Genomic DNA, 12,975 nt, shown 5'->3' on the forward strand with positions numbered 1-12,975 from the left:
CCGCCCGGCCGGGCCTCCGGCGCGGTCACCGGGGGCGGCGGCGCAGGTTCGCCATCTTCTCCATGCCCTGCCGTGCCTGGATGGTACGCAGCAGTTTGCCGGCCTCCTTGTGGAAGTGGCTGCACTGCTTGCCGAACTCGCCGACCGACTGGTCCTTGCTCGACTGGAGCAGCCGTTCGGCGTACTCCAGCCAGCTGTGGCCCTCCCGCGGGCACGGCTCGGCGATCGGATCGGCCGAGGAGGTCAGCTCGGCGGCCATCAGGATCGCCCGGGCCATCAGGAACATGGTGACCGGAGTGACCCGGCCGGCCAGGTGGACCTGCTGGAACACCCGGCACCCGTCGAAGAAGTGGAACGCCTTCACCGCCTTCTCGGGGTCCCGGCGCAGCTCCGCCATCCGCAGGTAGACCGCGCCGAGGCCGCGCAGGAGCTGCACCTCGGTGAAGTTCTCCCGGAGGAGGTCGGCGATCGTCGAGTGGGACTCGTCGGTGACCTCCCGGTCGGCCGGCGGACGCACCCGGGGTGTGGGGTGGAAGACCCGGTTGAGCTGGTCGGCGAACTCGCTGCCCTCGGCGATCCGCCACACCCCCCGGTCGGCCAGGCTGGTGACCACGGCATCGCCGCTGCGCCGCCGGTTGAGCATCCGCGCGACACCCTCGGTGTAGCCACCGTTGCTCATGATCTCGGTGGCGACGTTCTCGACGTCGCTCCAGGCGATCTCCCGGTTCAGCTCCAGGTCCACCCGGGTCCGCAGGATCACCAACTGCTCCAGCAGCGGACCCTCCCGCTCCTCGGCGGCGAGCAGTTCGCCCGCCTCCAGCAGCAGCGGGCGTGGGTCGGGATCGTTGCGCGGCCAGCCGAAGTGGGCGTACCCGACGATGGCCTCGACCATGGCCAGCCCGTACCGCAACCGTCCCCGACCGTCCGACGCGGTCACGATCAGCCGCCGGTACGTCTCGATCGCCTGCCGGTACTCCCAGATGTAGCGGTGGAACTCCGCCCGGACCTCCAGCACCCCCGGATGGTCCGGCCAGCGCTGCTCGGCGGCCCGGATCAGCTCCCAGACGGCGCTGTTGTCGACGTCGTGACGCCGGTGCACCCCCTGCTCGTCCGGCTGCTTCTCACCCACCCCCAGCCAGCGCCGGTACTGCCGCTCCAGCCCCACCTCCATCTGGAGCAGCTCGATCGAGTGGCTGAACCGGCGCAGGTGCCCGTCGAGCTTGTCCCGGCGGACCCGGTACACCCGGCGGATGTCGACGAGATCCTCCGGCCGCAGCCGCTTTCTGCGCTCCAGGCGCTCCACGCCCTCCGGGGTGGCCGCGGCCAGCAGGTTACCCTCGCTGCTCCACCGGGCCCGGTGGCACCACAGGTCGAGCACCGCGTGGTGCCAGGTGGTGTGCTCCTGTTCGGCCAGCCAGTTCTGCACCTCCCTGATCCGGCGCAGCAGTTGCTGGTCCCGGGGCCGGGTCCGGGGGCCGTCGCCGGCCCGCGGGGACGCGTCGATCTCGGCCCGCCAGCCGCCCAGCTCCCGCTGGATGCGCAGTTCCCGCAGCAGCGACCGGGCGCCCGGTCGGTCCTCGTGGGCCCGTTTAGCGCACTCCAGCGCGACCTCGGCCTCGGTGGTCGCCTCGGCGAACCTGTTGTCGCGGCGCAGGCAGTGCGCGACGAACAGGTGCACCTCCGCCTCGATCCCGGGGAACAGTGGGAACTCGCCGTCGGTCAGCACCAGGGCCATCGTCCGTCGGGCGGCCTCCAGTTGGCTGACCACGTCCGGGTCGTTCCGGTGCACCGCGTGCAGCAGCCGCCACACGTACATCCGGGTGTCGCCCGGCCAGCGGGCCGGCGAACCCCAGGCCGCCGTCAGCTCCTCGACCACCCGCCGGCCCGTCGCCGTCTGGTCGGCGAAGGTGGGCTGCTCGGCGACGAGCAGCGTCGCCACCCCGCACAGCCGCATGCTCCACAGTCCCCGGTCGCTGTCCGACCCGGACAGGGCCAACCCCTCGCTGACCGCCGCCGTCGCCTCGGTCAGCGTCGCCACCCGCTCCGCCAGGGTGCGTTGCTCCCGGGCGCGGCCGCACAGCAGCCGGTGGCGCATCTGCAACACCGCGAACCGGTCCCGCAGGGTGACCGGCTCGGGCATCAGCTCGAACAGCTCGAACGCGGTGCCGAGCGCGTCCCGCGCGGCCGGAACCCGGCCCGAGGTGAGCTGGAGGTCGACGGTGTTCAGCAGCCAGGAGATCGCCACGGTGATCAGATCCGGGCGGCTGCCGCCGGCCACCCGGGCGCAGTCGGCCAGCACCGGCGCGGCCCGCTCCCGGGCCGGCAGCAGGCTCGTCCCCGCCCGCAGCCGGCGGCCACCGATGAACAGCGCGGTGTCGATCGACTTCAGCAGCCGGTGCGACAGCGCGTCGCGCTCGGCCAGCCCGATCGCCTCCGCCACGGCGTCGGCGGCGGCCACGAACGCCTCGCGCACCCGCTGGCTCTGCCCGGTGGCCCGCATCGCCTGGTTGAGCCGGGCGGCGCCCGCGACCACCGGATAACCGGTGGCCCGGACCGGTCGGTCGGCGGGAGCGTCCGCCTCGACCGGCGGCGCGACGGCGTCGGTCGAGGCGGTGACCGGCTCGTCGATGGCCACGACGGCCGGGGCTTCCAGCAGCACCGGGCTGAACGCCGCGTCGCCGGAGTGCGCGGCGGCGAGCTTGGTCAACGTCTCCCGCAGCCGGGGGTAGCCGGCCACCACCGCCTCGTCGAGGCAGCCGATCGCCCGGTCGACGCCCTTCATGACGTGCCGGTCGGAGTTGGCCGGATGTCGCTGCCGCTGCCGCAGCATCGCCATGATCAGGGCGAACATCGCCTCGGCCACCGGCTCGTCGAGCTGGTCGGGGGTGAGTTCGGCACCGTCGACGAGCGCCCGCCCGTAGACGTTGTCGCCGCCGCTGCCGCGCAGGGTGGCGGTCAACGCGTTGCTCAGCGCGTGCCGCGTCGACCGGCCCAGGTCGTGCCAGAGGGTGCCGTCGTGCTCCTGCTGGGTGAGGATGCGCGCCTCGACCAGGTGGTGGGTGGCCTGCGGGGTGAGCCCGCAGCCCATCGATTCGAGCAGCTCGGTGGAGAGCCACAGCCCGTCGGTGATGGCCCAGGCGGTCAGCACGGCCAGCGCGCCGGGCCGGCCCCGCTTGCCGTCGACGCCGGTCCACAGCGCGAAGCAGTCCACGTCCCGCAGCCCGGCGCCGACCGTGGCGGCGGAGCGGCGCAGCAGCGCGTCGACGAGGTGTTCGACGCCCGGCTGCTCGATCCGCTTGTTGAGCACGTCGTTGGCGAGTTCGTCGACCCCGTTGTGCAGCACCCCGGGCAGCCGGACCAGCTTGTCGTCCAGCTCCGTCCAGAGCCGGCCCTCGGCGAGCCCGGTGATGGTCAGGCCGCCGCCGTACAGCGGGTCGGAGAGCACCTGGTCGACCAGCGCGGTGGCCTCGTCCTCGTCGAGTTCGCGTAGCTGGATCACCGGCAGGTACCGGAACTGGCCGTCGCCACTGAGCTGGATCTCCGCCCGGGTGGCGACGATGACCAGCGCCCGGTCGAACGCCGACAGCTTCAGCAGCCGGTCCAGCTGTGCCCGGACCGCCTCCGGGCGGGTGCCCAACCGGGACCCCTCGACGAACAGGATCAGCCGGCGGCGGTGCAGCTGCCGTTGCAGCTCCTCGGCCAGGGTCGTCCGGACCGCCTCGGCGTAGTCCATGCCGTAGTCGGTGACGTCGTCGATGGTGACGTCGAGTTCCCGGGCGAGCACCCCGAGCACCGGCTCGGGCGCGCTGCTGTTGGGGATGTCCAGCCGCAGCAGCGCCACCTCGTCGAGCCGCCCGGCCTCCTCGGCGAAGCGGGCCAGCACCTCGTCGACGAAGTACCGCTTGCCGGCGTGCCGGGGCCCGACGACCGGCAGCACCGCCCCCTGCGGCACGCGCAGGCTGGCCGCGCCCCGGGCCAGCTCCGGGACCCGGCCGGCGAACGGCACCTGCCGGGCCGGCCAGGCGCTGTCGAAGCCGGCCCGTTCGCCCTGGTCGCCGGGGGAGCCCCCCGGTCGGCGGGGGAACGGCACCGCCCGCCGCTGCGGCGGACTCCACGCCGGGTTACGCACCCAGCCCCGGTCGAACTCGACCGGGCTGCGGGCCGGCGCGGGATAGCCCGCGCCGACCAGGAGTTCCCCGGCCTCCCGCAGCACCTCCGCCGGGCTCAGCCACTCGGGCGCGTCCCTGCGGCCGTGCTTGAGGGCCCCCAGCAGGGCCCAGGTGAACGGGGTGTGCAGATCGTCCGGGCCGGCGTCGAGCGCCGGTCCGCTGCGGACGGCCGCCATCAGCTGCCAGCCACGGTCCTCGTCGAGGTGCAGCGCCTCCGACGGCAGGACCAGGCTGGCGTTCCCCGCGTGGCAGCAGTCGAGGATCAACAGGCACCGCTGGGCGTCGGTGCCCCTGGCCGCCTCCACGAACCTCTCCACCGGGAACTCCTTGCCGGAGGTGTCCGCAGCCTCGTGGGGAAGGAGCCGTAGCGACCGACCCACCAGGACGGCGTGCCCGGCGAAGTAGACCACCAGCACGCCGTCGCGGCCGACGAGTCGGGCCGCGTCCTCGACGTAGCCGGCCAGGTCGTCGGCCGTGGGGTCGGACACCACGGCGATCCGCCGCTTCGGCAGCCCCCAGACGTCGGGGTCGGCGAACGCCTCGGCCAGGGCGGTGAGGTTGTCCTCGGCGGCGGGGACGGTCAGCCCCAGGTGGGCGTAGGAGCTGACCCCCAACAGGACGGCACGGGACTGGGCCGGGTCGAACCGTGGTTGGTGCGCAGCGGTCACCGCAGACCCTGTTGGAGCACCGCGATGACGTCCTCGGCCGAGCCGCTGGCCTCGATCTTCACCTCCCGGGTGCCGTCCGGGCTGTCGGTGAGGGTGACCGTGACGGTGGTGTCGCCACCCCGGCGGGCGCCGCGCCGGGCCTGGAACCAGTCGTACACCGCCTGGATCACCACGGGCAGCAGCACGTCCTGGCCGACGAACTCCAGCACCTCGGCGGCCCCGAGGGTGCCCGGCTCGGGTGCGCGGTGGATCAGCCGGACCCGGGCGTCACGCAGCTCCGGGTCGGCCACGAGCTCGTCGCGAAGGTCGTGCACCGGCGACTCGTCGGAGTCCGAGACCGAGAAGATCAGACGCATGCCGTCATCATGGCCCATGCCGTCACGCGGTGTCAGCCGCCGGACGCTCTCCTGTCGTCCTGTCGACACAGTCCCGCCGACCGTCCATGTCGGACCACCGCCCCGACCGAGTCCGGTGGGAATTGCACGGCCGGTGGACCGTCCGATGTGGGGGAGGGGCAGCGGTGCCGGAGCGCCGGCTCAGGAATCGGCGGACCCGGTGTCCCCGGCGGGCGGGAACGCCAGCGCCACGGTCAGGTCGAGCACGGTGCCGGGCTCGTTCAGCCGGTCGCCGTACAGCTCCCGCAGCCGGCCCATCCGGTACCGGACCGTCTGCGGGTGCACGAACAGGTCGGCGGCGACGTCGTCGCGGCGGCCCTGGTGCAGCAGCCAGGAACGCATCGTCTCGGCCAGTCGCGCGGCGGTCGCCGCCGGAAGCGTGGCCAGCGGCGCGAGCACCTGGGCGCGCAGGTCGGCCAGCGCCTCCGGGTCGGTGTGCAGCACCAGCCGGGCCAGGTGCTGCTCGGTGTCCCACGCGGCGGCGTCCGCCGGTGACGCCACGCCGAGGGCGAGCGCCTTCAGCACCCGCTCGTACGACCGGGCCACCGCGACCCAGGGCCGGGCCGGGCCGAGCACCGCGTGCTGCCCGTGCAGCGCCGTGGCGAGCTGCCGCCGCCGCCCACCGTGCATGTCCGGTACGAGCAGCAGCGCCCCCTCCTCGGCCCACTGCGCCCCGGGCGGCTCCTCGCCGCTCTCCAGGGTGTGCGCCGGGAGCACGGCGAGCACCCCGCGCAGGCTGCTGCGGGGCAGCACCACCACGGTCAGGGTCTGCGGCGGGGGCCACTCGGCCCGTTCGGCGCTGCGCCGCAGCACCTCCTCCGGTTCTCCGGCGAGCAGTTGGTGGGTGAGCCGGTCCAGGTCGCGCCGCCGGGCCCGACCGACGTTGGCCAACTCGTCGGAGTGGCCGGCGACGCTGGCGGCGGAGAGCTCGTCGATGTAGGCGAACATCAGTTCGGCGAACTCGGCGACCGTCTCGGCGGACAGCCCGCTGCGTACGGTGGTGGTGGAGACCTCCCGCCAGGCCACCCGGGCCCCCACCCGGTACGCGGCCAGCAGCGCGTCCATGCTCCGCCCCACCCGCGCCTCCCCGGCGCCCAGCGCGTACGCGGCCTCCAACGCCCGGGTCAGCGGGGTGCTCGGGTCGGTCGCCGCGCCGGCCCGCTCGATGAGCTGCAGGAAGGTGCCCAACGCGATCCGTACCGCGTTCTCGATCTTCTCGCGCATCTGGCCGGTGAGCGTGCCGGAGTAGGCGGGGACCTCGGCGGTGATGGTGCTGACGGTGTGCGCGGCGACCATCGGCAGCCGGCTGCGTAACCGGGCGGCCACCGCTGCGTCGAGTTCCAGCCGGCCACCCAGGTGGCTGGTCGCCTCCGTTTCCGACATGTTGTTCCCTTCGAACAAGTTATCGCGTCCGATTCACCTTCCTCGGTCAAGATGTTATGCGAAAGTGCGAGGACCCTGGGTTTATGACCACCACCGTCCCGCACCCTGCGGCGAAGACCACCGTCCGGGACCGGCTCCTGCGGCTGGCCGAGACGGTCACCACCCCGCTGCTGCCGGAGGACTACCTCGACCTGGTCGCGCCGCTGCGCGCCGGGGCCGCCCTACGCGGGCGGATCGTCGCCGTCGAACCCGAGACCCGGGACGCGGCGACCCTCACCATCCGGCCCGGCCGCGACTGGCGCGGCCACACCCCCGGCCAGTACGTCCGCCTCGGCGTCGACGTCGACGGGGTACGCCAGTGGCGGGCCTACTCGCTGACCTCCGCGCCCGACCGCCCCGACCGCCTGATCAGCGTCACCGTCAAGGCCATCCCCGACGGCAGGGTCAGCAACCACCTGGTCCGGCGGACCCGGGTCGGCACCGTCGTCCAGCTCGACCAGGCCATCGGTGACTTCGTCCTGCCCGACCCGGTCCCCGCCCGGGTGCTGTTCCTCACCGCCGGCAGCGGTATCACCCCGGTGATGGGCATGCTCCGCGCCGGCGTGCACACCCGCGCCGACGTGGTCGTGGTGCACTCCGCGCCGACCCCCGACGACGTCGTGTTCGGCGCACACCTGCGTGCACTGGCCGCGCAGGGCGGCATCCGCCTGGTCGAGCGGCACACCGACCGCGACGGCCTGCTCGGCGTCGACGAGCTGGCCACCCTGGTTCCCGACCACCTCGACCGGGAGACCTGGGCGTGCGGCCCGGTCGGCCTGCTCGACGCCGTCCAGCAGCACTGGACGGCGGCCGGCGTGGCCGACCGGCTGCACACCGAACGGTTCCGGCCGACGGTGATCGCACCCGGCGAGGGCGGCACCGTCACCTTCACCCGGACCGGCCTGACCCTCGCCGCCGACGGCGGCACCCCGATCCTCGACGCCGGTGAGGCCGCCGGCGCGCTGATGCCCTCCGGCTGCCGGATGGGCATCTGCTACGGCTGCGTCCTGCCGCTGCGCCAGGGCGCGGTGCGGGACCTGCGCACCGGGGAACTCACCACCGCCGTCCCCGGTGACGGCGTGCTCATCCAGACCTGCGTGTCGGCGGCGGCCGGCTCCTGCGACATCGATCTCTGACCGGAGGCCGGACGTGACCGTCATCCAGCACAAGCCCGTCAACCCGATCGCCCACCTGAGCGCCGAGGACATCGAGACGCTCGGCAAGGAACTCGACGCCATCCGGGACCGGGTGCTCGCCGAGCGCGGCGCGAGCGACGCGGCCTACATCCGCAAGGTGATCAAGACGCAGCGGACCCTGGAGATGGGCAGCCGCGCGGTGCTGCTCTTCTCGCTCTTCCCGCCGGCCTGGGTGGTCGGCACCGCCGGCCTGACGGTGGCCAAGATCCTGGAGAACATGGAGATCGGCCACAACATCCTGCACGGCCAGTACGACTTCATGCGCGACCCGAAGATCCACTCCACCACCTGGGAGTGGGACCACGTCTCCCCGGCCGACCAGTGGAAGCACTCGCACAACCAGCTGCACCACACGTACACCAACGTGCTGGGCAAGGACAACGACCTCGGCTACGGCATCATGCGCGTCGACGAGGACCAGAAGTGGCACCCGATGCACCTCGGCCAGCCGCTGTGGAACTTCGTCAACGCCTGCTTCTTCGAGTACGGCATCGCCGCGTACGACCTGGAGCTGGGCCGTAACCTGCGCAAGGGGCGGCACAAGACCCCCGAGTTCAGGGCCCGGCTGCGCGCCGTGGGTCGCAAGATCCGCCGTCAGGTGCTCAAGGACTACGTCATCCACCCGCTGCTGTCCGGCCCGTCCTTCTTCACCACCCTGGCCGCCACCTTCACCGCGAACCTGCTCCGCAACCTGTGGAGCCACTCGGTGATCATGTGCGGCCACTTCCCCAGCGGGGTGGAGACGTTCTCCAAGACCTCGATCGAGGGGGAGACCCGGGGTGAGTGGTACCTGCGGCAGATGCTCGGCTCGGCCAACATCAGCGGCAGCCGGCTGCTGCACATCATGACCGGCAACCTGTCCTTCCAGATCGAGCACCACCTCTTCCCCGATCTGCCCAGCAAGCGCTACCAGGAGATCGCCCCGCAGGTGCGGGCGCTGTTCGACAGGTACGGGCTGGCCTACACCACGGGCCCGCTGCCCAAGCAGGTCGCCTCCGCCTGGTGGAAGGTCATCCGGCTCTCGCTGCCCAACCGGGAGACCGCCCCGCCGGCCACCGACGAACCCCCGGCCCGGGTGCTCGCCACCTCCGGCGTCTGAGCCCACCCGGTCCCCGGTACTCACCCGGTCCCGACGCCGGCCGGTACGCCGCCCGGCCGGCGTCGGACGGTCAGCCGTCCCCGTCCCCGTCGACCTCGATCACCTCGGCCGCCGGGCGGCGCGGCGCCACCGGCAGCTCCGCCGCCGGTGGCCCCCACCCCACCCGGACCACCAGGTACGGCTCGCCCACGTCGGCGAGCAGTTCCCGCATCATCCGGCGCGGCCAGGCCAGCTCGATGGTGTCGCTGATCGGGGCGGTGGACAGCCCCGCCGCGGTCGCGGTGAGCAGCAGCGCCGACAGTGCCTCGCCGCCGCGCAACCACCCCGCCGGGTCGTCCCGGTCACCGAACAGGATCACGTACGCCGCGCCCCGGTCGAAGTCGGCGCCGGCGGCCAACCCGGCGGCGTCGCCCGGCGCGTAGTCGCGCAGCGGCACCCGGCGCGGCGCCGGCCGTACCGCCGTGCTCGTCGGCACCCCGTCACCGCTGCCGACCGACCGGTGGGTCCACCGGTGCAACTCCCCCCGGTAGCCGGGATCGGCCAGCTCGGCGTCGGCCGCCCGGCCCGTCGACACGGCCAGCATCGGCATCTGGTCGGTCCGGACCACGTGCAGGTGCGCGCCCTCGGCCTCGACCGCCGCCCGCAACCCGGTCAGCACCTCGTCGGGCACCGGCCGGTCACCGAAGGCCCGCCGGTCGGTGCGCCGCCGGGGGATCGCCTCGGTCAACCGGGCGGCGGCCACGTCCAGCCCACCCGGCCCGGTGGCCCGCAACCGGGCCAGCAGTCCCGGGTCGGCCGGGTCGGGCAGCCGGTCGACCTCGACCCGCCAGCCCGCGGCGGCCAGCGCCACCCGGGCGTGGTGCAACACCGCCCCGCAGCTCAGGGTGAGCAACCGCCCGTCCGGGTCGGTGCTGGCCAGTTGCCGCGTCGGGTCGGCGTGCAACGTCAACCGTCCCCGGGCGACCCGCCAGCGCCACGGTTGGGTGTTGAACACCGACGGCGCGTACCGGGACAGCTCGGCGGCGGCGGTCAGTTCGCGTACGGTCGGCACCGGGCCCGGCCGGGTGGACGGCGAGGTCATCGCAGACACCTCCTGGTCGCTCTGCCCCCACCCTGCGCCGCCTCGCGGGTCGCGGACAGGGCCACAGGACCCGACCGGGCGGGCCGGTGGCCCGTCAGCAGCCGGTCCAGCGCACCGGGGTGAGCCGGTCGGTGGTGGTCCAGCCGACCGTCGTGCCGGTGTCGGCGATCGCCTGCGCCTGCACCCCGGGGAACCCGTCGACCGCCCCCGGCAGCGGCGTCACCCCGTCGGGGTGCCACACCGCCCGCAGGCCGAGCACCACCCCACCGGCGGTGACGTCCTGCACCGGCTGCACCGCCGGGTCGACGACGGTGGCCCGCCCGGTGGCCAGCTCCCACCGCACCGGGTGCCGCTGTCCGTCGGGGTCGTCGGCGGTGACGCCGGCCGCCCATCCGTCCCGGGCCGCGAGCACCCAGGCGTTCGACCTGCCGGGCACGGTGAGCCGGTCGAGCCGCCCGTCGGGGTGGAGCACCCAGCCGGCGTAGGACGACGATCCCGCCGACGCGCGGGCGGAGCCGACGACGGTGCCGTCGTCCAGCACCGCGAGGGCGGCCCCGTCGGGCGGGGTGCCGATCGTCGCGACCGTGCCCGGTCGGTCCGCCGGCCAGCGCAACGGGATCGTGCTTTCGGTCTCCTCCACCGCGCCGTACCCCACGATGTCCCCGCGCCCGTTGATCCCGGTGACCCAGGCGCCCGAGACGCTCCCCGGCACGGGCAGGTCGGTCAGCCGGCCGCCCTGGTAGCGCCACGGCCGCTGCGTCGCGGTGACGTAGGCGTTGCCGATCACCACCCCGGCGCTGTTGACGCCCACCACCTCCTCGGCCAGCGCGGTGTCCACGGCGGTGACCCGGGAGCCCTGCCAGAGCAGCAGCGCAGGCTCCCACACCCCGTCGGTGATCCGGGTGCCGATGCCGGCGACGTACCGCCCGGTCGGATCGACGGCCGTGGCCCGGCCGTGGGCCACCCCGGCGGGCAGGGGCAGCGGACGCAGCGCGCACGGGCGCAGGCCGTCGCCGCGCGGTGGTCCGGCGGCGGCGGTGCCGGGCAGGCCCGGCACGGCGGTCAGCAGGCCGACGACGGCCCCGGCGAGCAAACGGTGACGGATCATGGTGGCTCCGATCGGACGTGGTGGGGGGCCGCGCCCCGGCCCGCCGGTGGGGCGGGGCGCGGGCGGGTCGTGCGGTGCGGCCGACCCGGCGGACCGGGTATCGGTGACGCCTGTATGACGGGCGAGCCGGGTGCCGGGTTACGCGCTGTCCGAAACGCGACCGCCCGCACGCCGGGCGGCCCGCGCCACGGCTTCCCGTACGCCACGCGGCATCCCGCCGTCGTCGCGCGGCGCGCCTGGCGCTCCGTGGGTGGGACGGCGGCGGGAGGCCCGCCCGTGCGGGATCATCGGGGGACCGGTGGAGGGAGAGCGATGGCCTACCTGTTCCTGCTGATCGCGATCAGCGCCGAGGTGGCCGGCACCAGCCTGCTCAAGGCGACGCAGGGGTTCACCCGGCTCTGGCCCACGCTCGGTCTGGCCGTGGCCTACCTGCTGGCCTTCGGGATGCTCGCGCTGGCGGTCCGGGACATCCCGGTCGGGGTGGCGTACGCCATGTGGTCCGGGCTCGGCACCGCCGCGATCGTCGCCGTCGGCGCGGTCTTCCTCGGCGAGCCGCTGAGCCTGACGAAGGTGGTCGGGGTGGGCCTGATCATCGGGGGAGTGGTCGTGCTCAACCTGGGCGGGGCACACTGAGCCGGCCACCCCGGTGGGGGTGGCCGGCTGCGGCGTGACCGCTAGCGGCGGCCGGCGGAATGCCGGTGCATCACCTGCCGTCCCCGCACGAACGCCAGCACGATCACCGCCAGCAGCGCGACGAGGCCGATGATGGCCAGCCAACGGACCGCCTCCAGCAGCAGCCCGAGCAGGATGAGCGCGCCGCCGACGACACCGACGACCCAGAGCATGGCCCGCATGTCCACCTCCCGTGACTCACTGACCGGGCAGCCTTCCCGTTCCGGGCCGCCGTATGCCCCGCACGTCACCGGGAGCGGGGTCAGTGCGGATCGGGCCGTCGGTGGGCGACGTAGACGGTGTTGGCGGACTCCCCGCCGGTCAGCGGGTTGGCGAACGGGACGACGTGGGCCTGCCAGGTGGTGAACACCTCGGCCAGCACCAGGCCGAACGCGTCGTCCGGCGGGTCGTCCGACCAGAGCGCGAACACCCCGTCGGGCAGCAGCAGGTCGGCCAGCCGGCGCAGTCCCTCGGCGGTGTAGAAGGCGGCGTGGCTGGGGTGCAGCACGTTACGCGGGGAGTGGTCGACGTCGAGCAGCACCGCGTGGAACCGGCGGCCCGGCTGGTCCGGGTCGAAACCGGTGCCGTCGGCGACCGTGGCGAAGAAGTCCGCCCGGACGAACCGGGTCCGGGGGTCGGGGGCGAGACCGGCGGCGAAGGGGAGCAGTTGCCGGCGGTGCCAGTCGATGACGTCCTCGATCGTCTCCACCACCAGCACCGAGCGCACCCGCGCGTCCTCCAGCGCGGTACGGGCCGTGTAGCCGAGGCCGAGACCACCGACCACCACGTCGAGCGGCCCGTCGTCCAGCGGGGCCAGCCCCAGCCGGGCGAGTTCGATCTCGGCGACCGGGAAGAGACTGGACATCAGGTACTCGTCGTCGAGCTTCACCTCGTAGACGTCGACGTCGAGCGTGGGTTCCCGCCGCCGGCGCAGGCTGATCGCGCCGATCGGGGTCTCCCGCCAGGCCAGTTCCTCGAATCGCACGCCCACCGGGCCGTCCCTCCACCGTCGTCGTGCCGGGATGCTACCGGGACGACCGGTTCGCCGATGGTAGCGGCGCGCGGCGGGCGGGCGTCGCCGGGCGGTGGCGGTCCCGTCGCACCACCACGCAGGGTCCACGGGACATCGACGCAGCGCATATCCTGTCCGCCGAGGACTCGCGGA

10 protein-coding genes are annotated in these 12,975 nt (G+C 74.0%); 3 read left to right on the plus strand and 7 right to left on the minus strand.

Annotation, left to right across the window (positions count from 1 at the left end; all coding sequences use genetic code 11):
• Positions 1-25: 25 nt before the first annotated feature.
• The 3 genes from ACN268_RS03235 to ACN268_RS03245 all read right to left on the minus strand — a co-directional run bounded on the left by ACN268_RS03235 (position 26) and on the right by ACN268_RS03245 (position 6,615).
• Positions 26-4,837, minus strand: a complete 4,812-nt coding sequence (locus tag ACN268_RS03235; RefSeq protein WP_421481649.1) for a hypothetical protein — start codon at positions 4,835-4,837, stop codon at positions 26-28.
• Positions 4,834-5,193, minus strand: a complete 360-nt coding sequence (locus ACN268_RS03240; protein WP_357927004.1) for an effector-associated constant component EACC1 — start codon at positions 5,191-5,193, stop codon at positions 4,834-4,836. Before ACN268_RS03240 ends, ACN268_RS03235 begins: the two co-directional genes overlap by 4 nt.
• Positions 5,194-5,373: 180 nt before the next feature.
• Positions 5,374-6,615: a PucR family transcriptional regulator gene (locus tag ACN268_RS03245; RefSeq protein ID WP_421481650.1), complete on the minus strand. Its 1,242-nt coding sequence runs from the start codon at positions 6,613-6,615 to the stop codon at positions 5,374-5,376.
• An 83-nt stretch (positions 6,616-6,698) separates the two neighbouring features.
• Between ACN268_RS03245 and ACN268_RS03250 the strand changes: the two genes are divergently transcribed.
• Both ACN268_RS03250 and ACN268_RS03255 read left to right on the plus strand, forming a co-directional pair.
• Positions 6,699-7,790, plus strand: a complete 1,092-nt coding sequence (locus tag ACN268_RS03250) for a ferredoxin reductase (RefSeq protein WP_421481651.1) — start codon at positions 6,699-6,701, stop codon at positions 7,788-7,790.
• Positions 7,791-7,803: 13 nt separating this feature from the next.
• A complete protein-coding gene (locus tag ACN268_RS03255; protein WP_421481652.1) occupies positions 7,804-8,949 on the plus strand; it encodes a fatty acid desaturase family protein in 1,146 nt (381 codons plus the stop codon).
• Between the two features lie 70 nt (positions 8,950-9,019).
• Here the strand turns inward: ACN268_RS03255 and ACN268_RS03260 are convergent, their stop codons facing one another.
• Complete coding sequence (locus ACN268_RS03260) at positions 9,020-10,030, minus strand: Acg family FMN-binding oxidoreductase (protein WP_421481653.1); 1,011 nt, start codon at positions 10,028-10,030, stop codon at positions 9,020-9,022.
• 94 nt (positions 10,031-10,124) lie between these two features.
• Positions 10,125-11,138 carry a hypothetical protein gene (locus ACN268_RS03265; RefSeq protein ID WP_421481654.1) on the minus strand — a complete coding sequence of 338 codons (1,014 nt, stop codon included), beginning with the start codon at positions 11,136-11,138 and terminating at the stop codon, positions 10,125-10,127.
• 312 nt (positions 11,139-11,450) lie between these two features.
• Between ACN268_RS03265 and ACN268_RS03270 the strand changes: the two genes are divergently transcribed.
• Positions 11,451-11,771 (plus strand): DMT family transporter, encoded by a 321-nt coding sequence (locus ACN268_RS03270; protein ID WP_421481655.1) that lies wholly within the window; start codon positions 11,451-11,453, stop codon positions 11,769-11,771.
• Positions 11,772-11,812: 41 nt separating this feature from the next.
• Here ACN268_RS03270 and ACN268_RS03275 read toward each other — a convergent pair whose 3' ends face one another.
• Together ACN268_RS03275 and ACN268_RS03280 are read right to left on the minus strand one after the other, a co-directional pair.
• The gene (locus ACN268_RS03275) at positions 11,813-11,992 is read right to left on the minus strand and encodes a hypothetical protein (protein ID WP_088646401.1); all 180 of its coding nucleotides are present in this window, start codon (positions 11,990-11,992) and stop codon (positions 11,813-11,815) included.
• Between the two features lie 80 nt (positions 11,993-12,072).
• Positions 12,073-12,801: a spermidine synthase gene (locus ACN268_RS03280; RefSeq protein WP_421481656.1), complete on the minus strand. Its 729-nt coding sequence runs from the start codon at positions 12,799-12,801 to the stop codon at positions 12,073-12,075.
• Positions 12,802-12,975: the final 174 nt, after the last annotated feature.

Origin of the sequence: Micromonospora sp. WMMD735, from assembly GCF_049178995.1 — a bacterium.
Taxonomy (GTDB): Bacteria; Actinomycetota; Actinomycetes; order Mycobacteriales; family Micromonosporaceae; genus Micromonospora; species Micromonospora wenchangensis.

Coding starts and splice junctions, on each gene's coding strand:
- ACN268_RS03240 (WP_357927004.1), bottom strand. CDS start 5,193: ATGCGTCTGATCTTCTCGGTCTCGGACTCCGACGAGTCGCCGGTGCAC.
- ACN268_RS03245 (WP_421481650.1), bottom strand. CDS start 6,615: ATGTCGGAAACGGAGGCGACCAGCCACCTGGGTGGCCGGCTGGAACTC.
- ACN268_RS03250 (WP_421481651.1), top strand. CDS start 6,699: ATGACCACCACCGTCCCGCACCCTGCGGCGAAGACCACCGTCCGGGAC.
- ACN268_RS03260 (WP_421481653.1), bottom strand. CDS start 10,030: ATGACCTCGCCGTCCACCCGGCCGGGCCCGGTGCCGACCGTACGCGAA.
- ACN268_RS03265 (WP_421481654.1), bottom strand. CDS start 11,138: ATGATCCGTCACCGTTTGCTCGCCGGGGCCGTCGTCGGCCTGCTGACC.
- ACN268_RS03270 (WP_421481655.1), top strand. CDS start 11,451: ATGGCCTACCTGTTCCTGCTGATCGCGATCAGCGCCGAGGTGGCCGGC.
- ACN268_RS03275 (WP_088646401.1), bottom strand. CDS start 11,992: ATGCGGGCCATGCTCTGGGTCGTCGGTGTCGTCGGCGGCGCGCTCATC.